Genomic DNA, 24621 nt, shown 5'->3' with positions numbered 1-24621 from the left:
TAAGCGGTCCCAATACAATTGCAGGAGTCCAGCCGGAAATAGCTTCCACGCTGAGTGGAGTATCGTTGATCACCTTTAAATCATTTCCCGTCAAAAAAACCTACCACGAGCGGTTCGACCAGCGAAGGACACTCTTCCATCAACCAATGCCCACAGCCCCGCAGCACATGGCCTTGTACATTCGCAGCGTACTTATTCATCTGATCGATTTGAGTCTGGCCAAGGCTGCCGCGCCCGTCTCCCGCCACTGCCAGTAGCGGCATGCTCAGTTTTCCTTGAGCCAACAGCTCTTTGTTCTGCTGTACCGATTGTGGCAGTGCGCGGTAATACTCGAATGCAGCGTGCAAGGTTTGCGGCTTTGCATACGACTTTGCGTAAAGTCCCAGCAGCTCATCGGTAAACACTGACTGCTTTTCTGCATGTTTTTTGATGAAGTGAGAGAGAAACAGCTTTTCTTTGCCGGCGATTAATGTTTCCGCCAGCTTGTCGTCCGCTGAAAAGAAACTGAAGTGCCAAGCGGTCGACTCACCTTGCGGGGTAAATGCCGGAAAGTTATACATCAGTTCATCCGGGATGACTGACTCAAGATAAGCAACCTTGGCAATATCTTTTGGATGTTGCGCCAACATTGGGTACGTTGCCCAAATACCGATGTCATGCGCCATCAAATTGAACGGTGTGTCGGGGCTGAAGCGTTTGGCAAACGCGTAGAGATAGGGTGAGACTTCCTGCCCGCTGTAGGATGTCTTGAGCGGCTCAGACAGCCCTAGGCCAGGCAAGTCGACGGCGATAACCCTATACTTTTTCGCCAGCTCTGGCATGAGCTGGTGCCACTCGTACCACGACTGGCCGAAGCCATGGACCATCAACATTAAAGGCCCCCTTCCCCCTGCAACATAGTGCAGTTTCAGACCGTTAACGTCTTCAAATCCTCGCTCAAATCCCGCTGGGACCGGAAACTCCTCAGTCGCTTGCACGGCGAAGGAAAACATCAAGCTGCAGGCTGCAATAACCAAACCTTTGAGAACGTTATTCATAGTTTTCACTTTGTCGTTTTTAAGGATCAAGCAGCAAAGCCACCGTCAATGTTCAGACTGGCACCTGTGATAAATCCGGCTTCAGGGCCGGCAAGATAGGCAACAAAGCTGGCAACCTCTTCACTTTTTCCATATCGGCGGAGTGCCATGAGTTGTTTAAGTTGGCTGGCGACCTCACCATCGGCTGGGTTCATGTCCGTATCAATGGGGCCTGGCTGAACGGTGTTGACCGTGATCTTGCTGGGCCCAAGGTCTCGCGCCAGGCCTTTTGTGAAGCCCACGAGCGATGCTTTGGTCATCGCATAGACGGCACCACCAGCAATCGGAATTCGGTCGGCATTTACGCTGCCAATATTAATAATCCGCCCCCCAACCCCCATGTGGAGAATCGCTTCCTGGCTGGCAATAATCACGGCTCTCACGTTCACCGCCAGTGCAAGATCAATTTCCGCCAAGGTCATTTCTTCCAGTGCTCCCCACGGAAGGATACCGGCGTTGTTTACAAGTATGTCCAGCCCGCCAAAGTGCTTTGCGGCATGGCGCACTGCCTGCTGTAGCGCTTGCGGGTCAGCACTGTCTGCATGAATGGCGATAACATTGCATCCTGTAATGTTCAACTCATCTACCAGCTGTTGTGCTTCATTTCGGGAGGATCGATAAGTGAATGCAACAGCTGCGCCCTCTTGGGCCAGACGTTTAACAATGGCCGCCCCTATACCGCGGGATCCGCCTTGAATGAATGCAACTTTTCCGTGAAAGTCTTTCATAATATTCATGTTGCCAGCTCTTAATAAGGGGGGGCACGACAGGTTCACATCGTATGTTTTGTAATCGTTAATCAAGTAACTCCTTTGGCAAACTTGAGGGCTGTTTAAATACTGTTTCCGTACAGTTGAATTAGTCTATGCTGTTCGCGGAAGATGATTAAGTCTCCAAAATTCATGAGTCTCGGTCCCCAGCGGAATCAATCAGTATGCTAAAGAACCAATTTTTTGAGATTCAAAATTTCGTCGCCGTCGCTCAAGCAGGCAGCTTCACCTCTGCCGCCCAGGCGTTAGGGATGACGGGGTCAGCCCTTAGCAAAAGCATCCTGAGGTTGGAGACTCGCCTGGGAACCAAGCTGTTTCACAGAACCACCCGCAGAGTGACGCTGACCAATGACGGAGACGCTTATCTCAGCGACTGCCGAAACGCCATGGCGATCCTGGATGAAGCCGAAAACCGATTGGGCAGCGCGCAGCAGTTACCTGCCGGTCGCGTACGCATTGATTTGCCTACGGCCTTTGGGCGCAGGTACATCTTGCCTTCGCTGATAGACCTGTCGACACGTTACGAACAGTTGGAGCTGTCGATAACCTTCAGCGACCGAACCACAGATTTGATGGACGACGGGATAGACCTTGCAGTGCGCGTGGGACCGCTGGGTAATAATCTGGATCTTGTCGCTCGTCGATTGGGCGAGCATCGCCGTGTAATCTGTGGCGCGCCCTCCTATCTCGAACGGCGCGGTGTGCCCCAGGTTGCCGAGGACCTGAGGCAACACGACTGCGTCGTAGGGTGGCCTTTGGGCCAACGCCCCAGTTGGTTACTCAAAAATTCCGAAGGTGAGACTGAAGCGTATGAAATCCCGGTACGCCATGAAATAGGCGATTGCGAAGCCATCCTGGCTGCTACGGTGGCGGGATGCGGCTTGGCCCAAGTCCCCACATGGCTGGTAGAGGATCACCTGCGCTCAGGCTCGCTCGTGTCCGTGCTCGACGATCAAGCCGCAGACGCTATGCCTGTTCACGCCATTTGGATCAAGACACCCTACATCCAACCCAAGATGCGGGTGGTTATTGAAGAGTTACTCCAGTTGGCTCAGGTGCCAGGCAGTAGATTTCAAGTGAATCAGCCCGGCATCATATAAGCTCCCGGTGCCTCCGGAAGGTCGGTCAGCATGTCGTACTGCCTCGCAGCCCACTGTGTGCGCAGGCGCACAAAGTAAGGGTCGTCGTGAGTAATGCGATAGCTCTTCGCATCACTAAAGCTGTCTTTCCTGTACACCAACAAATCCAGTGGCATGCCCACCGACAGATTACTGTGCATGGTCGAGTCGAAAGAAATCAGCCCACAGCGCAGCGCCGTTCCTATCGACGTCTGATAGTCGAGAGAGAATGGGATCAGCAGCGCCAGAAAAATAAACGGCAACAGGCCGCCATAACCCAGCAGGCTGACGTGCTTTGGCAGAGAGGTTGAAGGCAACGCGTTCATTTGTATTCCTTGCAGTGAGCGACACTCAAGACTGTAGGCCCAAAAGTCCCGCTTGGGCGAGCTATTGATGGCGAGGTGGGCTACATGACTGCAGCGCTGGAAATTGTCGCGCCGGGCTGCAGGCACTCCTGGACGACCTGAGCTTTGAACGATTTAAGATCAGAGCTCCGTTGGCGCATGAAAAACCTGGCGATGTAGGTGTGTTCGACATCCGCTTACGACGGACGCCCATACGGATCCGGTTTAGGTTGAACCTCTGTTGCTTAGGTGGACTCCCAAATCTAAATCCAGGAGAAACGTATGACCCAGACAGCTTTGGTTGTGGGCGCCAGCGGCATCGTCGGCAGCGCCATCACTCAGTTACTCATCGACAACACGTGGCAGGTCGCCGCGCTCTCGAGGCACCCGTCGCAAGTGCAAGGCGTGATCCCCGTCGCGGCAGACCTTCAAGATCCAGCTTCGCTGGAACAGGCGCTCGCGGATCTGAAACCTACTCATGTGTTCATCACCACATGGTCACGGCAAGCCACGGAGGCCGAGAACATTCGCGTTAATGCCGCCATGGTACGCAACGTGCTTGCCGCCATTCGACCAGCCAAGAGTGTTGAGCACGTAGCACTGGTTACTGGCCTGAAACACTACCTCGGCCCTTTCGAAGCCTATGGTAAGGCCAGCCTTCCGCAAACACCGTTCCGCGAAGAGCAGGGTCGTCTGAATGTCGAGAATTTCTATTACGCCCAAGAGGACGAACTTTTCGCCGCTGCTGAAAAGGACGGCTTCACCTGGAGCGTTCATCGCCCGCATACCGTCACCGGGGTTGCCGTAGGCAACGCGATGAATATGGCAACCACCCTCGCCGTCTACGCCTCGATTTGCAAACAAACCCATCGCCCTTTTGTATTTCCAGGATCACGCGTGCAGTGGGACAGCCTCACCGATATGACGGATGCACGACAGTTGGCGAAACAACAATTGTGGGCGGCCACCACGCCGGCTTCGGCCAACCAGGCATTCAATGTCACTAATGGCGATGTGTTTCGCTGGAAATGGATGTGGAGCCGAATTGCCGAATACTTCGACGTGCCTGCTGCCGATTATCCCGCCTCACTCTCACCTCTTGGGAAGCAAATGGCTGACGACCAAGCCGTGTGGACGCAGATAGCCGCGGAGCACGGTTTGAAAGAAGCCGATATTGGTCGCCTGATATCCCCATGGCATACCGATGCAGACCTTGGTCGCCCCATCGAAGTCGTCACTGATATGTCGAAAAGCCGTGGAATGGGCTTCACCGCCTACCAGGCGAGCGATCAAGCATTTTTCGATGTGTTCGACACACTACGCGAGATGCGCTTGATACCCTAGGTCGTGCCGCAACGGACAAAGCACTGAGAATAGGTAAAGACCGCAAGGTGCGGGCCCCTTTTAGAGGCCCGCAGTCTTGAACCGCGCACATTGCTCAACTTTTACCAATGCGCACTGGAGCAATGCCGTGCGCAAGCGGTGCGTCTACTGAGTAATCTGAGGGAACATTGCCTTACGCGCGTCAGCATCCATCTCGGTCTTGTAACTGTGCTGGGTCTTCAGTTCTTCGGTTCGTTGTGCTGCCGGTCGAGCATTGATGCCATCAAGGAGCCGTTTTACGTTTGGAAGTTTTACCCAAGCGTCATTACCTAGGATGAAGGGTACCGCGCGCGCCCACCCCCATACGGCCATGTCCACCAGCGTGTACTCACTTCCGAGCATGTAAGGCTGTTTGGCCAGGTGCTCGTTGATAATCGTCCAGTGACGCCAGGCTTCGAAGGTGTAGCGGGTAACGGCGTAGTCTTTTGGCTCGGGTGCGAAGTGCTTAAAGTGGACAGCCTGTCCAGAGTAAGGGCCGATGCCGGTCGCGACGAACATGAGCCAGGAATACATCTCACCTCGCGCCTTGAGATTGTCAGCAGGCAGGAACATCCCGGTCTTTTCGGCTAGATAGAGCAGTATGGCGTTGCTGTCGAATACCACGTTGTCACCATCAACCAGAGCCGGTGTCTTGGCATTCGGATTGATCTTAAGAAACGCCGGATCGTGCTGTTCACCCTTGCGCGTATCAACAGGGATGAGTTCGTACTCAAGGCCTGACTCCTCCAAGAAAAGCGCAACCTTGGCGGGGTTAGGAGACGGGTGATAGTAGAGCTTGATCATAGTGACTCCGTGCAGTGGTTTTCAGTGAACATCGCTAAAGCCAAGGGAGGAAGACCAAGGCTTTTGATTGCAATACTAATGGCGTCTGTTACACACGCAGGATCGGGATTAATCCGAGCCAAAACTCGAATGCCCAGTAACACACTGAGCAAATGATGCGCGCCCTGCTTCGCATCAATCTCGACAGAATCGACAGATTGCATGAGGAAGGTTTGCAGGCGGCCTTCAAAAAAACTGCGAATGGACTCGAACTCTTCTGCGACGGCCTGTCGCAAATCCGTGTCTTCTGCATTTGCTTCGAGGGCAGAATTCACCAGCAGACACCCACGCTGAAAAGGATCGTTCAGTGTGCGACTCAACACCTCTGCAAAGAACCCAGTTATGGCCATTCCAGCGTTTGGCAGAGCTTCAAGACGCCGAATTCGATCACGCACACTGCACTCTAGATAGTGCACGAGGGCGCGACGATAAAGACTACGTTTGTCGCCAAACGCGTTGTAAAGGCTTGGCTGATTGAGCCCTGTGCGATTGACGAGGTCTCGGGTCGAGGTGCCCTCGTAGCCTTGCGTCCAGAACGCTTCAACGACTGCTGTTAAAACAGTCGACTCATCGAATGTACGGGGACGGGCCATGGTTTTCGCACGCGTTTGAGAACTGTCGTTGACCATAGCACAGGTTTTGTATCGGTCACTACAAAATAAATCCCACACCGCCGAGCTTCATTGACCAGAGATGCGCACGGAAGAGTGTTCGAATGGAAGAACACGAACTGGTCAATTTCGGTAGACCTGCCTTTTGAGAGGCGAAGATCACTCTTTACCAAAATGATGAGTATGGGCGAGTAACGAATCGGGTATCCCGTCGCGAATCAATACGCCCTCTTCTATCCAGGCTTGGGTTGACTGATAAGCACGCTGCAGCAATTGGTCTGTCTGGTTGAAGTCGAACACTGAAGCGTCCAGTGGGCACAACGGCGGGACGACATGGATGGCTGCGCGTGCGCGGTACAACTCGATGTCACGCACCAGTTGACGCATGCTCATCAAATTGAGCGTGTGCAAGGCCAGCGCAACGAGTCCACTGGGCGGACATGGGCAGGCACAACCGAATCCGGTAGGAAGAACCAGAACCCGTGTTGCCCCCAATGCCACCGCACTGGCAATCGGCGTATTGCTGCTGACTCCGCCGTCGACCAGGAACTTTTCTCCGACTCGCACGCTGGGAAACACAAGCGGAATCGCAGCGCTAGCGAGCAAAGCCTGTTCAGCACTGCCACTGGACAGAAGCTCTTCGGCACCGCTGAGCAAATTGGTGGTGACGACATAAAGCGGTAACTCGGTGTCTTCGATCAATTTGACCGGCAGTGATCTGCTCACTAAACGATGCAATGCGGATGCGCTCAGCAAGTGCCCACGTCGATTAACAATACCCTTGAGGGTATCGAACGCCGAGAACGGAAACACATCTGACTTACGCAGACTGCGCCAGAAGTCCGCGAGTTCGCTCACGCCTTTGGCATTCGGTCTGGCTGCGAAGTAGGCACCGTTGATGGCGCCGACCGAAGCTCCAACCACCAGGTCGAATGAAACCTTAGCCTCAACGAGCGCCTGTAACATGCCGACTTGAACCGCGCCAAGGCTCCCACCACCAGCAAGTACAAGAGCAGTCTTTTCAGTTGGCATAAACGTACCCTCATCGATAACGCCCCTCTGACGTTACAAGCCTAGCTGGCTGGCGACATTGGCTACGAGAATGATTTTGACTCTACGTAAGCCCATCAATGCTGCTTCGAGCTTTGAGTCCACTCTTCGACGTGTTCAGCTTTTTTATTAAGGCGTCAATTTGTCGGGGTCAATTCAAGCTTTTCGGATGGATGCTACCTGCCTGAGAGGCATATTGGACGTACGGAACGCTTCGCCCACCTCGAAGGAGCGTCGTGTTTTGAATGAGCGTCTACACTCGATCAAATGGTTATGACGTTATTCCTATTTGGAGTCTCCTCCAATGCAAGCCGCACCTGACACAACCCGTGCTGCTCCTGTGGCCCCACAAAGCAGCCATCCAGCCTGGTTGAGATTGGCCCATTGGCTAAACGCTTTGGCGGTGTTGGTAATGGTCACCAGCGGATGGCGTATCTATAACGCCTCTCCCCTTTATGACTTTAATTTCCCCAAGTCGATTACCTTGGGTGGTTGGCTGGGGGGCGCGTTGCAATGGCATTTCGCAGCAATGTGGATGTTGGTCGTCGTCAGCCTTTTCTACTTACTTTTCAATCTTTTTAGCGGCCGCCTGTCGCGACGTTTTTTTCCTGTATCACCTAAAGGCTTTTTTCATGACCTGTGGTCTGCACTTCATGGGCGATTGGGGCATGACGATATTGGCCATTACAACCACGTGCAGCGTGTGGCGTATCTGTTTGTGATGCTCGACATTACAGTTCTGGTGGTTTCCGGGTTGGTTCTGTGGAAGTCGGTTCAGTTTCCGCTACTACGTGAACTGCTGGGCGGCTACGACAGCGCTCGGCATGTGCACTTCATTGCGATGTCTCTGTTGGTGGCATTCATCGCAGTGCATTTGGTGATGGTCGCGCTGGTTCCAAAGACGTTATTGGCCATGATTGCCGGCCGCAAGGAGCGCGTATGAGCAAGCGTGAGCAACGCCCAGGGCTGGATGAGTCGTCCATTTTGAAGGATGCACGGAAAATTATTTCGCTCCAGGTCGAAGATCGCTCACGGCGCTCCTTCCTGCTGCGTAGCTTGACCTTGGGCGGTGTCGCCATGCTGTCCGGCTGCAATATCACCGATAACGATCACGTTGAAACGGCGCTGTCCTCCATGTCGCGCTTCAATGACAGGGTGCAGGGCTGGCTGTTCAACCCGAACGCCATGGCCCCCACCTACTCAGAGTCGATGATTACGCGGCCATTTCCCTTCAATGCCTTCTACGGCGTCGACGAAGCGCCTGCCGTCGATGAAGACACCTACCGATTGGAAGTAACCGGCATGGTCGCCGACAAGCACAGTTGGAGGCTTGAAGAACTGCGTGCCATGGCCCAAACCGATCAGATCACCCGGCACATCTGTGTCGAGGGCTGGAGCGCCATTGGCCGATGGGGAGGCGTGCGCTTCAGTGATTTCCTCAAGCGCATTGGCGCCGACACCGACGCAAAGTACGTCGGCTTCAAATGTGCTGACGATTACTACACCAGTATCGACATGGCCACGGCGCTGCATGCGCAAACGCTGCTGACGCTGACCTACGACGGTGCCGTACTGCCGCGTGAATATGGCTTCCCAATGAAGCTGCGCATGCCTACCAAGCTTGGCTACAAGAACCCAAAACACATTCAAGCGATTTTCGTCACTAATACCTATCCGGGTGGTTACTGGGAAGACCAGGGCTACAACTGGTTCGGTGGTAGCTGACGCCTATGGCAACCCCATTGCGCAGCCCCGGCTGCGCTTATTCGCAACCTGAGTCTCAAGGAGCTTCACTATGAAAAGGTTAACTACTGCAATCCTAGGTATTTGCCTGGCAGCGGGCGTCGCGGTTGTACACGCCGAAGATACGATGAGCAAAGACACGATGAAGAAGGACGCGATGTCCCAAGATACGATGAAAAAGGACACGATGAAAAAGGATGAAATGCACAAAGACTCCATGGGTAAGGACACGATGAAAAAAAACACCATGGGCAAAGACACCATGAAGAAAGATTCCATGTCCAATGACGGCATGAAAAAAGACGACATGAAAAAGAATGACATGTCTCAGTAACGCGGGGCATCGCAGGAAAATTATACTGCGTCTGGAAAACCCGCCTCGGCGGGTTTTCTCGATGGCGCTTAAAGGTGCAATTTCAGGGGGTTGCTTTCAAGCGTACCGCCCATAGCGGCGAGCCCCGTCTGATCCGTTGAACCGCGATCCGTTGCGTGTTCAGTTCGCCCACCCGTCAGGGTCAGATCCTTGAACTCGCTCGAGGTGATTTGGCCACCCTCGAAGGTTTGTGGAAGCAGCCGCCATCGTTGGCGACCAAAATCGGAAGTTTTCGAGATTTTTGACTTTACCGGTCAGTACCAGCCGGCCCCACTCGTCGACGGCGTGGTTGTCACTGTCCGAAGGAATCATAGAGCTGCCGACGTGGCGTCCCTTGCCAGGGGCCAGGGTAAGACCCAGCAACCCCAGGGTATCAACACCAAAACCATCGGTATATCCCGACATGAACTCAAATATTAAACCCTGAGTCCACTCTTCGGTTTTCGAAGGGGCTGCGGTGCCATCACGGTTGTCGTTATTGAAGTAGAAGTTCCTCACTCCCAAGGCTGCGCCGCTATCACTTAGGAAGTCAGCAAACGCCTGGCTACTCAGGGCAATGCTGCCAAACACCAAAGGGGAGTATTTTTTATCCCGGCGAACGTCCCCTTACGCCGTTTACGTTAATGCCGTTCAATACCTAACGTTAGATTACGGTCATTAGTCGCGGTATGCAGGGCTGTGGAATGAAGGCCCATTTGGTTTTAACCGGATTCCCTCACGAAGTCTTTTCCATGGAATGTCCGCAGGATCAGCTGTCATGGGCCCAGGCGCTTTGGCAACGAGTACGTGGTCGGCAATCGGCGCGAAATCTGCCCGAAAATGAACAGAGCTTTTGTTGATCAGTACACTCATTTGCTCGGGTTCAATACCTGCGATCCGATACAAGTTCCTGTCCAGCATCTGACATTTACCAGAGCTGACAGCAACCCTCACTCCCTCGATTTTCAAGCATGCAACAGGCCCAACATCAACCTCCATACCATTCATCATGGGGCCTGCAAAACGACAGCGGCCATCGGATAGATGCATTACTTCAAAGCGCCCCTGCAGGGGGCTATCACCGGGTACACCCGACTGTCCCCCCAGCGCTATTTCAATGAAACCACCTACCCCGGCGGCAATGGCGGACTGAACTGCTGCCGGGTCATAAAGCAACCCAACGGCGGCGTTAGTAGCACCGTGTTTTATGAGTGCTTTAAGCATTCCCGTCGTATTCGAATCCCCGCCAGCTCCCGGGTTATCTTGAGTATCGGCAATGACGATTGGACGCTGGGCGGTTTCTGCTAATGCCATCGCTCGGAGCACGGCTTCATCCGGGAGCAGGAAAGGTACTTCCCACTGATCCTCCTCCCCTACTACCTTTTTATAAAGGACAGCGACAGCAGCCTTGATCTCTTGCCTGTCCGTTCCATAACCCCAGATAACCGGCCCACACTCCTCGAAATCAGCGGCCGGAAAGCCTGGAGTAAATGACAGTGAAAGGCCTTCGGACTCAAGGAGTTCTAACTGATCGTAAAGGCTTCGTGCTGGATCCATGAGCGTGCACATCCCGTTTATCGGGATCAAAAAAGGGAGTCGCAGGCTTTCGCAATGCAGTTTTCCCGACCGGAGCCGCAAATCAAGTAATTTGGCAGCTCGTGCGCCAGTATCAGCCATATCCACATGGGGATAGGTACGAAATGCAACCATTGCATCTGCGTGATTGAGCATCAACTCAGTAACATTAGCGTGTAAATCCAAAGATACGACTATCGGAATATCCTGGCCGACGACATCTCGTAGCCGAGCCAGGAGTGTTCCTTCTCCGTCGTCCGTATGTTCGGCAACCATAGCCCCATGTAAGTCTAGATATATACCGTCGATTGCTTCGTTTGCAGCGGCCTTTATGATTTCATCGGTAATGCGGTCGTAGGTCTCTTGTGTAACATGCGCGGATGGACTGGCTCCAGCCCAGATCACCGGGACTACTTCATAGCCCAAGCGCTCTGCTTCAATCAGAAACCCGCCTGCCGGAATATTAACATTCCGAAGCTCCAACATCTCAACGCCTCTTACCATCTGAGGAAAACCTTCACCCCTGACAAAATTCTCATATTCAGCTTTAGAGGGCGCGAACGTATTTGTTTCATGTTGAAAACCAGCGATCAGAATTCGATATGTCATGGCTATTAAACGCCTCGTTGAAATTTTTAGGCCGGCTGTGTAATGCAAACTTTTTGCTGAACACGTTGCGGCTTGTTGGCGGCAAGTATCAACGAACCCACTATTAGAATTGCAGCCATGACCAGAAGACCTGAATCAGAGTTGCCAGTGATGGACTTGGCATAACCGATCACCGTGGGACTGAGAAACCCGCCCGTTAACCCAATGGTGTTAATAACTGCGATACCACCCGCAGCAGTGTCACCTTTGAAGTATTGCGAAGGAATTGCCCAGAACACTGTATAAGCAACCCACATCATGGTCGTAGCCAGCGTCAAGAAAGTGAGTGCAAAAACAAACTCATTCTTGTAAATCACAGACCCCATTAAACAAATGGCTGCAACTAACGCCGGTACAGCGGTATGCCAACGCCGCTCAAAAAAGTAATCTGATGTACGACCAAAGACCAACATCCCTGCCATCGCACCCACATATGGAATCGCTGAGTACAGGCCGATCTGCATGACACCTTGAACGCCTGCATCCTTCAGAATGGATGGCAGCCAAAAGCTCATGGTATAAATTCCGCAAATCAAGCAGAAATAACCAGCCGCCATTAGATACACACGTGGGTCTTTTAACACTTGTACAAAAGAATGGTGGGCTCCCTGCCCTTCACCGATATGCGCATTCAGCACTTCTTTTTCACGCGCACTCAACCAAGGCGCGACCGAGGGTTTATCGCTAAGAACTTTCAGAGCTATGAGACCTAACACTACAGCCGGTAATGCCTCCAGAAAAAACATCCACTGCCATCCGGCTAAGCCGTGGAAACCTGCGAATGTGGTCATGATCCACGCGGACAAAGGCGCCCCAAATATGCCGCCCAGTGGCCCCGCGAGCATAACGATTGCCATCACTCTGCCTAACCGTTCACGGCCATACCAATAGGTAAGGTAAAAAATCATTCCGGGAGCAAAACCCGCCTCAAAGACTCCGAGGAAAAAACGCAGCACGTAAAATGATCTCTCGCTTTCGACGAACACCATGCATGCAGATGTAATGCCCCACAAAATCATTACCCGGCTGAGCGTCCTGCGCGCTCCGATCTTGGGCAATAGCAAATTGCTAGGGGTTTCGAACAGGGCGTAGCCTATGAAGAAAATCCCGGCACCAAGTCCATAAGCAGCGTCAGATAAACTTAGATCGCTTTGCATCTGAAGCTTGGCAAAGCCCACATTTACCCGATCCAGATACGCCACCACGTAACATAGAAGCAAAAAAGGTAATAACCGCCAGTCTATTTTCCGATATATGGTCGATAGCTCGCTCGATAGATTGATGCACCTTTGCATACTGCCTCCGCTGTAGGCGTTTTTATTGTGCGATTGATATTCAGGCGGAATGGCAAGGCAAGCAACAGCAACTTTTTGATGGTATCGTTGCTCTGAGGGCAACAGTCATGCAAAGGCAGGATTTTTTGTGAGAGATCTAAATCAACGCCGAATGCGGTATTTCTATGAAGTTCTGTCCAGCGGCTCCATTCGAGGGGCAGCCGAAAACCTGAACACGGCACCTTCCGTTATCACCCGGCAAATTCAACTTCTGGAAGAGGAAGTGGAAACGGTATTGTTTGAAAGGCAAGCACGTGGCGTGGTTCCCACTGAAGCAGCCCACCTTCTCTTGGAGTTCTGGCGCGGCTGCCAGGCACAACAGGAGCATTTTGAAGACCGCTTGCGAGGCTTGAAGGGGTTAAGGGAGGGTGAAATCCGCATCGTTACCAGCGAGGGGTTCATCGACTTGCTGATCGACAATGTACTGAGGGATTTCACTGCCACCTATCCTGGTATTCGTATCAGCCTGGATGTGCTTCCCGTCAAGAGCGTTCTGGAGGAGGTAGTTCAGAGCGCAGCACATATTGGCCTCGCGTACAATCCACCTGCGCATCCTGAGGTCACCTACCGCGCATCATCACAGCAACCTGTTCGATTGCTCATGCGATCAAACCATCCGCTTACGCGCCTCAGTGAACCTCTGAAATTCGAAGAGATAATGCGTTACCCATTAGCAGTGATGCCTCTTGAATACGGGTTAGGGCAAATTATTCAGCTCGTATCACATACAGAAAACCTATCCATCCAGCCGGCCATGGTGACGAACTCCCTCACAGCCCTACGACGCTACGTGATGAGTGGAGATGCCGTAACGATGATGAGCGAATTCTCTGCCTTTAACGATACGATCAGCGGAGATTTGGTCACTCGTTCAATCGATCATCCACTGTTCCAAAATATACATGCTCGCCTTCTAGTCAAACTAAGAAAACCCCAATCCGTGGGCGCAGAAGAACTTATAAAATGGATTAAAGAACGGATATTTATATTTAAGCAATAAAAGCCAACGATAAATTTATAAAATATCAGACCAATAATATTCTTCAAGGTCACATAAAAATCTTCAAAGCCATCACTATGGCTGGCAAATATCCTGTGTCAGAGAAGCGACGCTGCCTCAGTCTGGTCATACAATCCGCAGACGTTGCAACGCATCCAGGTGACGGGCCCAACATGGCGTCGACCCGACTGATCCCCGAGGTCATCTATCCCGTGGCGCGCCCAGGAGTTGTTGGTAGCCATGTGCGATTTTTCGCACTCTCCCGGCCTGGGCCAGCCTGGAGAACGGTGCGTACAACTCTCTGATGCCCGCACCGATATAACACAGCGCCTGCGTCAGTCCACCTTGGTCGAAGGAGGTAGCCAGACTTCAATCACACCTTTCTGGCCCTTCAAACCATCGGCCAAGGGAGCGACGATCCATGACTTCGCAGCGTCGATGGATTTCAGCTGGTTGGCACAGTCCTGTGAGGCTTGATCGTGATAGATCACTGTGGGCACTGAATAAGGCGTGGGGGCTCGGCGGTTCGCCCGCCGTGCGCTATCCACGACATCTTCCACAGGCGGGACTGAAGCGCCAAAGCTTCTCCAAGGCTCGCGCAGCGATCTGGCAAAATCCCGCAATTGAGGGCCATAGATTTGCAAGTAGACCGTATTGCCTTTGCAGATATTTGTTGTGTTCGCCAGCACGGAAGGCTCGGTCGTAGTCGTATTGCCCTCTTGAGGCGCAGCTTCCTCCGACATAGGCGAAGACGGCTCCAGCTCGGCGGGTGCTGGTACTGGTTCTGGTTCTGGTTCTGGTACGGGTTCTGGTACCGGGGCTGGGGCTGGGGCTGAAGAAGCCAGCTCGGATTCGCCTTGATCAACAGCGCTACGCCCAGGCGCCCAACAGTTCGCTGATGTAAGGGCCGTAGACGTGTAATCACGAATCCAGTACTGCGGCTCGCACTTAACCCTTGGCTCTTCTTGCAGGCACGCCGAGAGCGAAAAGTCATCCAGAAGCACTGTGCAGGAAGGGTGCGGGGATAACGTCTGCTTGCACGCTTGCTTGGTACGGCTGACCATCAGTTTCATCAATGGAGACTGCCGAAACGCATCGAGGTTATAGGCCGTACACGCCTTGTCGCCAGCCCGTAACAAGGCGGTCGCCATTTCCCCGAGCGGGTCATTGTCTGAAGAGACAACTGATCGGCCGGGGGGCGGCAGCTTGCCAAAAATATCGGTGAGTTCCTTGAGAGCAACGGGTTCGATTTCCCTCTGATCAACCCTGTGTGTCAGCTCAGAGTTGATCGCCTGCCAGCCAGCAAATCCAATGGAGGCCACCGCACCGAGACTGATAGAGGCCGTCACCGCACCCGTCGAAGCAATTCGCGATGAGAGTCGTTTGGAGGAAAATCGCAGCACCATGGCTCCGTCGCTTTCCTTGATCAGGATTGCCCCGTCGTCGTTGACAAAGTAATTCCTGGCGAACGCTGGCATGTCCTGCAGTTGCTCCAGATCAAGGTTGCGCCCCAGGGTTTGCCCAAGCTGGAAATAGCTCTCCCATTGCGCTTCGCTGAAAGACTGGTCGGTGGTCGGTTCCTGAGGAAACAAAGGGTTGTCAGACTTGAAATTAACCAGGTCAACCGGTGCCCCATTGCTCATGTTCGGCTTGACGATGATCATGTACCCGGAACGCCCGGTACGACGGTAGTCGATGCGGGCCAACGCCAGGCACGCTTCACTGTCAGGCGAAGCCAGTTCATTGAGCGAGCCGAATACCGCAGGCAGGTCTCGATCTGGTTGCCGGGGACGCAGAAAGGTAATCTCGGCCTGTAAATCAATTCGTGCCTTGCGCACCAGATTTTCCAGGTCGCCAAAGGCGTAGCGGGGATCGGCGCCACAATCGGCTACAACAATGACCTCGCACTCTTCGCGTAGCAACGCATAGGCCGCCGTGTTTTCAAAGTGCCCTCCATCGCTGAGAAACCAATCCTGACGCCGATCGCCGTCAAAACGCCCAAGTAATTCGCTTAGCAGCTGTCCATACTTGCCAACTCGTGGAGCCGCTGGTTGACCGCCCATACCGTGACTGTCCCACCAATACCCCAAGCGAATGCCGGACATCATCAACAGCGCCGCGATACCTGAACGGGTAGATTTACCGAGCCCTGGAGCGACGGCGGCACCGGAGATTGCTATCCATGCCCCCAAGCTCAATGACTGAGCCAGATTCCCGGGGTGCCAGCGATCGCTCCCGTGCATCAGGCACCCGCCGGGGCCAACGGTCAGTAGCGAGCCTTTTCTATCCTGATTGAACAACCCCCCCATCGGATCTTCGGTCTGGTTGACGCATACATTGATCAAGTGCACCGGCCCGCCGCCCTTGTGAGGTTGATAAGCAACCATACTCAAGTCATCGCCGTCATCCACCTGAGTAACCCGCAGTGGCAGAATCTGGCCGTCAGCAGGTGCGACACAGGACATCGACGACGTATTTTGCGCTTGAAACCTGTTGGGGTTGGCGGCCCCCAGATAACTACGCATCAAGCGGGCACGATAGAACGCATAGAGCGAAGATCGGTTGAGGAAGTCACGATTGGCAGCCGAAACTAAAACCATCAGTAACGGGGGAATGGTCAGCCAGGCGAGGTATTGCCAAGCCAATGAGAAATGCAGCCCCCCCAGGGACGAGTCGAACAGCACATTCGTGGTTGCCCGATGCAGCACACTGATCCAGAACACCAGCAAGGCACCGGTTAGAACAAACCCAAGTACATTGATCACCTCGATGACCACTCGCCGAGTTCCCGGGACCAGGCTTTTGGGCAGGTCAGAAATCATTGGCATGGCGGCCCTTAATGCGACCGTAACCAAGGCCAACATTCCCCCTAGCTGCCCTTGCGATGTTGGGTTTGAGTTGGTTAGAGACCAGGCCAGAAAATCAACCATGCCGAGAGCCAAAAATGCTACGGCGATCTTCAAGGTGACCGCCAGCGCTTGAGTCAGGCCATTGCGGGTACGGTCTGGATCTTTTTCGGACTTAATGCTCAAGCCTGTAGCAAAGAGGATTCCCAGAACCCAGGCGCCCATCAGCGCAAGCGCCACCGTGACCAATTCCGCAGGTAACTCCAAGCTACCGGTCCAGAGTGGTATGGCGTTGTTCAGCAGGGTGGTTGAATGACGTAGCAGAATCACAATGCCGACAACGGCCATTAGCGCCGTTATCAGGCGCTGCACGCCCAGGCTCTGCCCTTTGCGGGTGGGCAGCGCCCAATAGGTACAGGAAAGAATTGCGCCGATCCAAGCCAAGGGCACCAGTCCGATCCAGAGTGTGGGCCAACCGGATAACAAACCGATCAGATGCCGATCAAACCATGGCACAGGCGCGCAACCGCCACCCGGGGCAAGGCAATCGACCCATTGCCAGACAGCAAGGTCCAGACTGACCAAAAAACCACCGAGGATGATTGCCAGAAACGCCAGTTCAACATGCACGCCCAACAAGTTTCGACCGAAGTTCGCCGCGGCGAACAGAATGTCCTTCAGACCTCGGGGAATCAGGTAACGTCCGTTGGCACGCAGCCAGACTGCAAACCAACGCGTCTGCGCCTGTGCCAGTTCTTGCTCCAGCCTTAACGGGTCGGGCGTACTGGACTGCCCTTCGTTGTGGAACAGTTTGCCGATGGTCGAACCGATGTAGCCGCCACCGGATACGGTCGACATCAGATCGAAACGATGGAACAGTTCTTTCTCCGCCAACGCTTTGATCAAGCCGAAACAAAAAGTCGCACTACGAATCCCCCCGCCTGACAACGCTAACCCCCAAGGGCGAACCGACAGTGTTTTTTTAACATCCTCAGGCAAATTTTCACGTCGTATCTGATACAGGGCTTGTAGATCTACTCCCTTTTCATCTTTGTGCGACGAGATATTGTCATTCGTCATATTTTCACTCCTTGTCAGGCGGCGTAGATGATTGAAGTCCTATCCAAGCGTAATAGGCGAGCACGCTGATATCGACTTCTAACACTCAACTTACTTGTTTAACGCGACACTACCCTGCCGCGCCCCAAACTATTGATTAGTTCACTATAGGTGAGCGCGATACTGCTTTTATAGTTTTTCGAAGAAAGCGTTAGCGCCAATAGTTTGGATGGGGACGACATAAAATACTGTGTGTAAACGCTGTGTCACACAGGCGCGACACGACAACAACACTACTCATGGATTTCGATACGCTGTGAGCGCGGGATGAACGGGCCGACAGCGTCTTACATCAGTATTGATTAGCCTGTTTGACCGGGCAATTACCCCTTATTGCCCGGCCGATTTAACCTTTGGCCTACCCTCTCATTGCCCATTGGTCTTTATGAAATGCCGGTCACTTTCAGGGAGCGTCGATAGAAGAATCATCTGTTTGAGGAATTCTATGATTTGCGGCTCACCGATATCGTTGTGGTTCTTGATCAAGTCACCGCTCACGCTCACGTTCATATAGGGATTTCTATCTCCCAACTGAGTGCGCTCTAGAGTGAGGCCCGCAATCGTTAACCGTGTACTCGGTTGTCCACCGGCTGCCCAGGCTTTCATAAGGGGTTGTGTATCGGGATGACCAGGCGCTGCCTTATACAACTCATGGGTGATGTAGGGCTGGTAATGCCCGACAGTCGTGAGGTTCTTCTTGTCCCAACCATCTCTCTCGAACACCGTGTTAAAGCGTCGGCCCAAAGGAAATAATACTCCGGTGGCATCGTCCGCCTTAGAGGTGAGGATCACTTCTACTGGCAACTGCTGCGCGGGGAACCAAGTGCGGCGGGAAACGATATCGTGCAAGCCTGAGTAGCGTTGGGCTTCAAATGCCGGATTAATCAGCACCACTAGGTTGCCGAATCCCTCTACGTCCAGCTGACAGCCGTAGTCGCCCCCCTTTGTGCGTATGGCACGGTCCTCAAGGATCTGCCCAATGGACGACTGCACCACCAGCCCACCAAAGCTGTGCCCGATGACAACCAGTTTGGTTTGACTGGTTATATCCTGTCCTGCGGCGATATGTTTTCCGCAGCGGTTTTCCTCAGTGGACTGGGTATTCCCGGCGCCGCTTTTACTCTTGGCTTCGAATGCAGCATCGCGGGCCTTGCTGTCCTGGGTACGCTTGATTAGTTCTATTCGGCTGAGCAGTTCAGTCACTTCCCCGTGGCCTACCTTCTCTGCAGTATTTTTGCGATCCCAGAAGGTCACGTTATTAATCGGACCTAGCGCCAGAGAGTCACCTCGCCAACCGACATAAACGCCGGCGACCTCCCTGGCAGGTCGTCCAGAGGCAGCCTCTGCCACCGCTAGGTTAGCCAACACGGTACGGAACGTGTTGATATTGCCATCTCCCTCCTCTGACGAGTGGTGCCAGCCATGGACGAAAACCACTATCAGTAAGTCCTTGGCGGCGGCCTCAGTATTCAGTTGATTGATCACGGCCTCCATCCCCTGACGCTGCCACAGATCGCCCTGATCGTTAAATTCGACAAAGCCTAGAAGATAGTCACCTGGAGAGGCGCTGGTGCCGGCGTGCCATTGCAGAGTTGCCTTCGAGCAATCCGCCTTATTTGTTGCACATAACGTGTTCTCAGTTCGATACGGCATATACGGTGCGCAGGCCCCAAGGACCATGACTAGGCACAGAGTGGCGGCAGCGGCGATAGGCTTCATTGGCAGCTCCTGTATCGGCGGTAATACTGTAGAAGAAGCACAGGCTCCCGAAAGTACCGTCGTGTTCGGGCAGTCTTGCCAAAGTCGACAAGTCACTCACTTGGTTATATTCAAGAGCGCTCATTTTCTCAGGCACTGGCCACTTCCATTACTTGGCTTTGGATTCAACGATAGAAGCAACGGATATCCAAGATTAGTGTTTTTTGCGATATACATAAGTCCAGATCAGCACGATCTGTAGCGCGTACATGAGCTACGTACAGAACTTTTTCGAGTCTAAGCGTGGGGCGCGCCTACGCGTTCCAACACTCATCACCTGAACTTAACAGGGTTGCATCCCATGCCTTTACAGGTAGATGAGCTTTTCGAATAGATCCTAAGGTTCTGCCAGTTGTCTAGCGACAGTGACTACAAGACCACTCAATCTTTTCGAATAGGAAACTCCAAGCGAAAGCGCGTTCCTGATTGACTGCTATCTACGGTCACCCGGCCGCCATGCAGGTGCATGATTGAGCGAACGATCGCTAACCCCAAGCCACCAGAATCGTCCGGCTGATTACGTGACGGGTCGCACCGGTAAAAGCGTTCAAACAGTCGAGGTAGATGTTGCGCTGAAATCGGCTGGCCTTGGTTGTGCACAGTGACTTCAATCCTGTCCTCACACATCACACTGCTAATCGTCACGGGCGCAGCGCGAGCCCCATAACGCAGTGCGTTGGCGAGCAGGTTAGCCAATGCTCGACGGATCAAGGCCGGGTCAGCCCGCAACTGATCATGGGCTTGATTGATTAGCGTGACATCACGCTCTTGCGCCACGCCTTCAAAATACTCACACAGTTGCCCTACTAGATCGTGCAGGTTGATGAACTCATCACTTACAGATGCATGCGACTGCTCAGTACGCGCGAGAAACAGCATGCTGTCGATCATTCGCGCTAGACGCTCATACTCTTCCTGATTGGAAACCAACAGGTTCTGATAGTCCTCGATTGAACGACCATACCTCAGGGATTGTTGGGTATGCCCCATCAGGTTAGTGAGCGGGGTACGCATCTCATGGGCGAGGTCCTCTGAGAATCGTGATAGCTGGGCGAACCCGTCTTCAAGGCGTGCAAGCATTTTATTAAGCGCTTGGCTGAGCGCTTGCAGTTCACTCAGTTCGTTGAACTCATCCAGCCGCAGATGCAGATGGTGTACATCAATTGCGGCAGCGCGCTTTGCCAGCAGGCGCACAGGTCGTAAGCCTCGCTGACTGACCCACCCACCGAGCACAAAAGCCAGCAGCGCGCCGAGGGACATCGCGAGCCAAAGCTTGAGTCGGTAAGCGCCCAGCATCTGCTCGCGCTCACTCAACAACTTGCCAGCGATCAGGGTCAAGCCGCGACCACCCTGCATGACATGCTGCCAGGCAAACCGCACCGACACTGAAGAGTGGCCGTCACCGAGCTGAGCCTGGGCTGCGGCAGGTAACTTGGGCAAGCTCATGCTTACGGGGTTGATCTCGATCAGCACCTGGCCAGTGTCATCGACAATCCACAGCAGATTGTCGCGATTGCCCAGCATGTTTTCGTAGAGCTTGGACCGATTTCTGAGTTGCTCGATGCTGACACTGTCGTTGATCAACGCCTGCATGCGCTCCAGGCGCCCAAGCAGGGCCTGGTCATCGCGCCATGCGATTTCTCGCTGTAACGACTGATATAGATAGAAACCAATGGTGCCCAGCAGCAGCGCACTGACTAACGCGAACATGACCGCCAGGCGCAAGCTCAGGGCACGCGGAAACAGGTTCAGGATTGCACCTCAAGCATGTAGCCGATGCCACGCACGGTGTGTATCAATTTAAGCGGGTAAGGATCGTCAACCTTGGCGCGCAGTCGTCGGATGGCGACATCGACCACATTGGTATCACTGTCGAAGTTCATCTGCCAGATCTGTGAGGCAATCAACGAGCGCGATAGCACCTCCCCTTCCCGACTGAGTAGCAGGTGCAACAGGGCAAATTCCTTGTTGGTCAGGGTCAGGCGTTCACCCTGACGCGTAACCTTACGTCGCAACAGATCCAGGCTCAGGTCTGCAACCAAGAACTGCTCGACCTCACGGGGCGGCCCCCTGCGCAGCAGGGTACGTACGCGTGCCAACAACTCGGCATAGGAAAAAGGCTTGACCAGGTAATCATCGGCCCCTGACTCAAGCCCCTTGACCCGATCCTCCACAGAGTCCCTCGCGGTAAGAAAAAGCACCGGGGTTTGCCACTTGCGACGAATAATTTGAAGCAATTGCCATCCGTCCAGGCCCGGCAGCATGACGTCCAGAATGATCAAGTCGAACTCACTTTCCTGCGCCAGATACTGGCCCTCCAGGCCATCCAAGGCGACCTCAACCACGTAGCCCGATTCAGTCAGGGCTTTACGGAGGTAATCCGCTGTTTTCGCTTCATCTTCAACGACCAAGATACGCATCTTTTCCTCCCAAACAGGCGCATAGGCTAGCGCGCCCGACCGATTTGGCACATTACATCTTGGTAATCATGAGGCAATCATTCTGACGGAATGCACGGGTCATCATGTCTGGCGATGACTCAGCCAGACAAAACAAAGGAAAAAGCATGCGTATAAGCCTATCGACCTCATTGCTGATGTCACTCGCAATGAGCTCTGCGCTCGCCGTTGCAGCCCCGGACCAAGTTGTGCAGCGCAACGACGTGTCACTGGCAATGGCCAATGATTTGCTAAATGCCGCGCTGGCCGCTTGTCATGCCGATGGGCGTACAGGTGTGGCTGCAATTGTCGACCGTGGAGGCAATTTAGTCGCCCTGCAGCGCGACGATGACGTTGGCCCACATAACACATTAGCCGCCCAACGTAAGGCCTATACCGCCCTATCGACCAAGACGCCAACACGACTATTGGCAGAGCGTGCTCGCAGTACACCCGATGCTGAAAACCTCAACACCGTGGATGAGCTATTGCTGCTGGGCGGCGGAGTGCCGTTGTTGTTTGAAGGGCAAGTCATTGGCGCTATCGGAGTGGCCGGTGCCGGCGGGGCAGCATTCGATGAAGGTTGCGCATTAGTCGCGATCAACAAAATTTTACCTGCTGTTAAAAACTAAGGACATCATCATGACTGTATTAAAAGCGCTCTTCGCTGGCGTTGTATTGAGTGTCGTCTCGTCACTGGCGTCAGCGGCAGCAAACCCGCTCAGCGTGCATGTACTCAACTTACAAGATGGTTTGCCGTCGCCGGGTGTCAATGTCACGTTGGAAAAACAGGACGGCAAGCGCTGGGACATGCTCAACAGCGCTGCGACAAACGAGCAAGGTCGTATTCCCGGGCTGTACCCCGATGGCCGGGCTCTGGAGAAAGGCACCTACCGTGTCACCTTCAAAACCGGTGAGTGGTTCAAAGCTCACAAAATCTCAAGTTTCTTTCCGGAGGTACCGGTCATTTTTGAGGTAGACGGTACCCTTGCGCACTACCACATCCCATTGCTGCTCAGCCCCTACGGTTTCTCTACCTACAGAGGGAATTGAGTTTCTACCAGACACAGAGACAAGGCCGCCCCTGATTTCATGGGCGGCATTTCTGCTTAATTATTTTGCATCACCCTCTTGACCGTGACCTGCATCGCACCGTTGGACCCATTCACGTCGTAGCTGATGATTTCAGCCCTTCGCCGCGAACCTTAATGGGCCTGGCCAACGCCATCACGCCCCGCTTTGCTGATAATCGCCGGTTGGGAGCGCCCCCTGAACGTAAACACCTTCGCATAGCTTGCCGCCACGAACCTTGATATCGAAGGCACCGCCGATCCCTTCACAAAACTGGGATTACCGTCCGAAGCGCGGTGAAAGAACAGTGCCCATTGTCAGTCTGTTTATTTCGGCATATCTTGTGTAAAACTTATACAAGGTCATGGTCGATGTACAATAAAATGAATTGGCCGCTGACGCTGTACTTTGACGGTGAATGCCCGCTGTGTGCGCGCGAAATCAAGCTCCTGCGCGGACATGCCGTAAAGGATCGACTGCTTTTTGTGGACATCAGCAGCGGTGCATTCGACGCCAAGGCACTTGGGTTTACGTTCGAGCACATGCAGTCCTCGCTGCACGCCCGTTTTGCTGATGGACGCTGGGTAACCGGTCTGGACGCCACCCTTTGGAGCTGGCGAGCTGCCGGTTTGGGTTTTTGGGCAACGCCACTGACGTGGCGTGCATTGCGCCCGTTGTTTGAGTTCGGCTATCGCCTCTTCTGCCGCTTACGTCCCCATTTGGCGTGGTTACCTCACCCAGATAGTGGCCGTCGCTGTCTCGATAACCGTTGCGCGGTGCCGGCGCCCAAACCCGCGTCAGACGGGCAGCCCACGTTGAAAAAAAAGCAGCCCTAGAAAGCCTCGCCTTGTCATGGCCCCGACAAAAAGCCTGGGTCATGGCTGATCTGGCGAACCCTGTGTTATCTGCGTCAGATCGTGCGCAGCAGATACTCTCCCACCGCCAAGGATTGCCGACACATCAAGCGCAGCAAGGCTGCGAGGAATAAAGATGAACCCATCATTAGCCGAACATTACCGTGAAATTCTCGTCGGCGTAGGCGAGAACCCTGAGCGTGAAGGACTGCTGGACACACCCAAGCGCGCAGCCAAAGCGATGCAGTACCTGTGCAATGGCTACACAATGAATCTGGAGGAAGTGATCAATGGCGCATTGTTCGAATCGCAAAACGATGAAATGGTCATCGTGCGCGACATTGAACTGTATTCATTGTGTGAGCATCACATGCTGCCCTTCATCGGCAAGGCTCATGTAGCGTACATCCCCACCGGAAGGGTACTGGGCCTGTCAAAGGTGGCCCGAGTGGTGGATATGTTCGCCCGTCGCCTACAGATCCAGGAAAACCTTACCAAACAAATTGCCGACGCCATTCAGCACATCACCGATGCCGCCGGCGTGGCGGTGGTCATTGAGGCGAAGCACATGTGCATGATGATGCGGGGCGTGGAGAAACAAAATTCGGTGATGACCTCATCGGTAATGCTGGGCGCCTTTCGCGAGTCCTCCGCTACGCGTCACGAGTTCCTGCAACTGATAGGACGACTGGGTTAACACCAACAAATC

General features: G+C 53.7%; 22 protein-coding genes and 1 pseudogene. 10 read left to right on the top strand and 13 right to left on the bottom strand.

All coding sequences use genetic code 11. The features are described 5' to 3' along the window. Positions 1-80 precede the first annotated feature (80 nt). Both K0P33_RS16040 and K0P33_RS16035 read right to left on the bottom strand, forming a co-directional pair. Positions 81-1037, bottom strand: a complete 957-nt coding sequence (locus K0P33_RS16040; RefSeq protein WP_242149451.1) for an alpha/beta hydrolase — start codon at positions 1035-1037, stop codon at positions 81-83. A 26-nt stretch (positions 1038-1063) separates the two neighbouring features. Next, positions 1064-1813: a 3-oxoacyl-ACP reductase family protein gene (locus K0P33_RS16035; protein ID WP_242156056.1), complete on the bottom strand. Its 750-nt coding sequence runs from the start codon at positions 1811-1813 to the stop codon at positions 1064-1066. 197 nt (positions 1814-2010) lie between these two features. Here K0P33_RS16035 and K0P33_RS16030 point away from each other — a divergent pair, with 197 nt between their 5' ends. Then, positions 2011-2946: a LysR family transcriptional regulator gene (locus K0P33_RS16030; RefSeq protein ID WP_242149448.1), complete on the top strand. Its 936-nt coding sequence runs from the start codon at positions 2011-2013 to the stop codon at positions 2944-2946. Here K0P33_RS16030 and K0P33_RS16025 read toward each other — a convergent pair. Further along, on the bottom strand, positions 2928-3290 hold the full coding sequence (locus tag K0P33_RS16025; RefSeq protein WP_242149446.1) for a hypothetical protein: 363 nt from the start codon (positions 3288-3290) through the stop codon (positions 2928-2930). The two genes, K0P33_RS16030 and K0P33_RS16025, sit on opposite strands and share 19 nt — an antisense overlap. A 300-nt stretch (positions 3291-3590) precedes the next feature. On the opposite strand from K0P33_RS16025, the gene K0P33_RS16020 reads away from it, so the two are divergent. Next, positions 3591-4652 carry an SDR family oxidoreductase gene (locus K0P33_RS16020; RefSeq protein ID WP_242149445.1) on the top strand — a complete coding sequence of 354 codons (1062 nt, stop codon included), beginning with the start codon at positions 3591-3593 and terminating at the stop codon, positions 4650-4652. 144 nt (positions 4653-4796) lie between these two features. Here K0P33_RS16020 and K0P33_RS16015 read toward each other — a convergent pair whose 3' ends face one another. From K0P33_RS16015 to K0P33_RS16005, 3 genes are all read right to left on the bottom strand, one after another. Then, a complete protein-coding gene (locus tag K0P33_RS16015; protein WP_242149442.1) occupies positions 4797-5474 on the bottom strand; it encodes a glutathione S-transferase N-terminal domain-containing protein in 678 nt (225 codons plus the stop codon). Continuing rightward, positions 5471-6106 (bottom strand): TetR/AcrR family transcriptional regulator, encoded by a 636-nt coding sequence (locus K0P33_RS16010; protein WP_242149441.1) that lies wholly within the window; start codon positions 6104-6106, stop codon positions 5471-5473. The genes K0P33_RS16015 and K0P33_RS16010 overlap by 4 nt, the downstream gene beginning before the upstream one ends. A 177-nt stretch (positions 6107-6283) precedes the next feature. Further along, entirely contained in the window at positions 6284-7156 is an 873-nt protein-coding gene (locus tag K0P33_RS16005) for a patatin-like phospholipase family protein (protein WP_242149439.1), read from the bottom strand. A 322-nt stretch (positions 7157-7478) separates the two neighbouring features. Here K0P33_RS16005 and K0P33_RS16000 point away from each other — a divergent pair, with 322 nt between their 5' ends. From K0P33_RS16000 to K0P33_RS15990, 3 genes are all read left to right on the top strand, one after another. Beyond that, a complete protein-coding gene (locus K0P33_RS16000; protein WP_242149437.1) occupies positions 7479-8117 on the top strand; it encodes a cytochrome b/b6 domain-containing protein in 639 nt (212 codons plus the stop codon). Then, entirely contained in the window at positions 8114-8899 is a 786-nt protein-coding gene (locus K0P33_RS15995) for a molybdopterin-dependent oxidoreductase (protein WP_242149436.1), read from the top strand. The genes K0P33_RS16000 and K0P33_RS15995 overlap by 4 nt, the downstream gene beginning before the upstream one ends. A 70-nt stretch (positions 8900-8969) precedes the next feature. Further along, positions 8970-9251 carry a pentapeptide MXKDX repeat protein gene (locus tag K0P33_RS15990; protein WP_242149434.1) on the top strand — a complete coding sequence of 94 codons (282 nt, stop codon included), beginning with the start codon at positions 8970-8972 and terminating at the stop codon, positions 9249-9251. 89 nt (positions 9252-9340) lie between these two features. Here the strand turns inward: K0P33_RS15990 and K0P33_RS15985 are convergent. The 3 genes and pseudogenes from K0P33_RS15985 to K0P33_RS15975 form a co-directional block, all read right to left on the bottom strand. Next, positions 9341-9863 (bottom strand): annotated as a pseudogene (locus K0P33_RS15985) (OprD family outer membrane porin); the annotation flags it as partial. An 84-nt stretch (positions 9864-9947) separates the two neighbouring features. Beyond that, on the bottom strand, positions 9948-11453 hold the full coding sequence (locus K0P33_RS15980) for a M81 family metallopeptidase (RefSeq protein ID WP_242149433.1): 1506 nt from the start codon (positions 11451-11453) through the stop codon (positions 9948-9950). 26 nt (positions 11454-11479) lie between these two features. Beyond that, positions 11480-12889: an MFS transporter gene (locus K0P33_RS15975; RefSeq protein ID WP_347341780.1), complete on the bottom strand. Its 1410-nt coding sequence runs from the start codon at positions 12887-12889 to the stop codon at positions 11480-11482. Between the two features lie 49 nt (positions 12890-12938). On the opposite strand from K0P33_RS15975, the gene K0P33_RS15970 reads away from it, so the two are divergent. Next, the gene (locus tag K0P33_RS15970) at positions 12939-13826 is read left to right on the top strand and encodes a LysR family transcriptional regulator (RefSeq protein WP_242149431.1); all 888 of its coding nucleotides are present in this window, start codon (positions 12939-12941) and stop codon (positions 13824-13826) included. Positions 13827-14161: 335 nt separating this feature from the next. Here K0P33_RS15970 and K0P33_RS15965 read toward each other — a convergent pair whose 3' ends face one another. The 4 genes from K0P33_RS15965 to K0P33_RS15950 all read right to left on the bottom strand — a co-directional run bounded on the left by K0P33_RS15965 (position 14162) and on the right by K0P33_RS15950 (position 21969). Beyond that, positions 14162-17752, bottom strand: a complete 3591-nt coding sequence (locus tag K0P33_RS15965; protein ID WP_242149429.1) for a patatin-like phospholipase family protein — start codon at positions 17750-17752, stop codon at positions 14162-14164. A 405-nt stretch (positions 17753-18157) separates the two neighbouring features. Further along, positions 18158-19510: a hypothetical protein gene (locus K0P33_RS15960; protein ID WP_094951077.1), complete on the bottom strand. Its 1353-nt coding sequence runs from the start codon at positions 19508-19510 to the stop codon at positions 18158-18160. 420 nt (positions 19511-19930) lie between these two features. Further along, a complete protein-coding gene (locus tag K0P33_RS15955; protein WP_094951076.1) occupies positions 19931-21301 on the bottom strand; it encodes a heavy metal sensor histidine kinase in 1371 nt (456 codons plus the stop codon). After that, on the bottom strand, positions 21298-21969 hold the full coding sequence (locus tag K0P33_RS15950; RefSeq protein WP_242149427.1) for a heavy metal response regulator transcription factor: 672 nt from the start codon (positions 21967-21969) through the stop codon (positions 21298-21300). The genes K0P33_RS15955 and K0P33_RS15950 overlap by 4 nt, the downstream gene beginning before the upstream one ends. 146 nt (positions 21970-22115) lie before the next feature. On the opposite strand from K0P33_RS15950, the gene K0P33_RS15945 reads away from it, so the two are divergent. The 4 genes from K0P33_RS15945 (at position 22116) to folE (ending at position 24609) form a co-directional block, all read left to right on the top strand. After that, positions 22116-22619, top strand: a complete 504-nt coding sequence (locus tag K0P33_RS15945) for a heme-binding protein (RefSeq protein ID WP_094951074.1) — start codon at positions 22116-22118, stop codon at positions 22617-22619. Positions 22620-22629: 10 nt separating this feature from the next. Next, a complete protein-coding gene (gene uraH, locus K0P33_RS15940) occupies positions 22630-23040 on the top strand; it encodes a hydroxyisourate hydrolase (RefSeq protein ID WP_242149424.1) in 411 nt (136 codons plus the stop codon). Positions 23041-23429: 389 nt separating this feature from the next. Beyond that, positions 23430-23894, top strand: a complete 465-nt coding sequence (locus K0P33_RS15935) for a DUF393 domain-containing protein (protein ID WP_242149422.1) — start codon at positions 23430-23432, stop codon at positions 23892-23894. Positions 23895-24048: 154 nt separating this feature from the next. Further along, positions 24049-24609: a GTP cyclohydrolase I FolE gene (gene folE, locus K0P33_RS15930; RefSeq protein ID WP_094951071.1), complete on the top strand. Its 561-nt coding sequence runs from the start codon at positions 24049-24051 to the stop codon at positions 24607-24609. Positions 24610-24621 lie beyond the last annotated feature (12 nt).

This window comes from Pseudomonas sp. ArH3a, assembly GCF_022648765.1.
Taxonomy (GTDB): domain Bacteria; phylum Pseudomonadota; class Gammaproteobacteria; order Pseudomonadales; family Pseudomonadaceae; genus Aquipseudomonas.
Note: the sequence above shows the minus strand (reverse complement) of the source record. Positions and strands in the feature narration are given on the sequence as shown.